The following is a 1,302-nucleotide window of genomic DNA, read 5'->3' as shown; positions in this document are numbered from 1 at the left end:
TGGACTGACCCGTTAATTTGAGACACCAGAAAAAACACCTAGGCTGCCATTGTCCGATATTCAATCGGAGAGTGGCAGTTTAATTTTTGGAACGGTCGTATGTAGTTGTAATAATACATGTAATCTTCAACTTTTTGTTGTACAATGGCATTGGTTAGACGTACCCCTGCAAGGGGGTAGAATTCTTCCGACTTTAGCGAGGAGTGGAAGGATTCGATGACGGCATTATCAAAGCAGTTTCCTTTGCGGGACATGCTGGTGATAATGCCGTTTTCTCTTGTCATCACTTGGAAGGCGCGAGATGTATACTGGGCGCCTTGGTCACTGTGCACGATGGTGCCTGCCGTATTTCGTTTCTGGCAAGCGAGTTCCAAGGTGTCCAAAACAAGCTGGGCATTTTGTGTGCCACTGACTTTATAAGCAATCACTTCGTTGTTGTACAAGTCCAGAATCGTCGACAGGTAAAGCATGCTTTCCCCGAAGGGGAGGTACGTAATATCCGTCACCCATTTTTGATTGGGCGCACTTGCGTTGAAATTCTGTTCTAAGAGATTCGGCACCACCAAGTGGCTTTCGCCCTTCATCTTTTTGGCTCGTTTTGGTTTGATCCGGCACTGGGTGTTGTATTTCTGCATGATGCGCTGCACCGTCTTCGGGTCGACTTGGAGGCCGTCATTTTTCAATAACCCAGTTACCGTACGGTAACCAACCCGGAACTTCAGCTGTTCACAGATCGCCACGACCTTTTCCTCCAGTTCGGTCTTCGTAAAGTTTTTCGTGCGCCAACGGTAATAAGTGGCACGCGCGACGCCCATGCATTTACAGATCAGCGAGACGGAATATTTGTCTTTGAAAAAGTCCACAAGCTCTAGGAAGAGGGCGGGCTCCACCTTCTTTCCAACTCCCGATACTTTCCCATCAATTCTTCCTTCACTTCATAATAGAGCACCTTTTTCTTCAATTCTTCCAACTCACTTAACCCGGCATTGTAGCTGTATTGTTTTCCGCCAGGCTGCGCGAGCCGATGGGATTCACCTTCTCGGTGCCATTTCATCCAGGTTTTAATTTGCGATCTATTTTTGATCTGATGGATCTCCATGATTTCTGCATTGGTGTAATTGCCGCTGAGTTTCATTTGGATAACCTCGAGTTTAATTTCCTCCGGATAGAATCGTTTCGTCGTTCCCTTTTTCGAGCCTCTTTTTGAATCCATACAGAAAAACACCTCCATCATGTCGTTGTTACTACATACGACGCTGGGGGTGTTTTTTCCTTGTCTCATTTTATTGGGTCACTCTAAAA

General features: G+C 46.2%; 1 protein-coding gene. It reads right to left on the bottom strand.

What is annotated here, in order from left to right:
• Positions 1–38 precede the first annotated feature (38 nt).
• A protein-coding gene (locus QMA09_RS17020; RefSeq protein ID WP_290213993.1) for an IS3 family transposase occupies positions 39–1,213 on the bottom strand; the annotation gives its coding sequence in 2 pieces (ribosomal slippage) (positions 39–916 and positions 916–1,213; 1,176 coding nt in all).
• Positions 1,214–1,302: the final 89 nt, after the last annotated feature.

The organism is Planococcus sp. APC 3906 (assembly GCF_030407685.1).
In the GTDB taxonomy this organism is placed as follows: domain Bacteria; phylum Bacillota; class Bacilli; order Bacillales_A; family Planococcaceae; genus Planococcus; species Planococcus koreensis.
The sequence above is the reverse complement of the archived record's forward strand: the minus strand, read 5'-3'. Positions and strand labels throughout refer to the sequence as shown.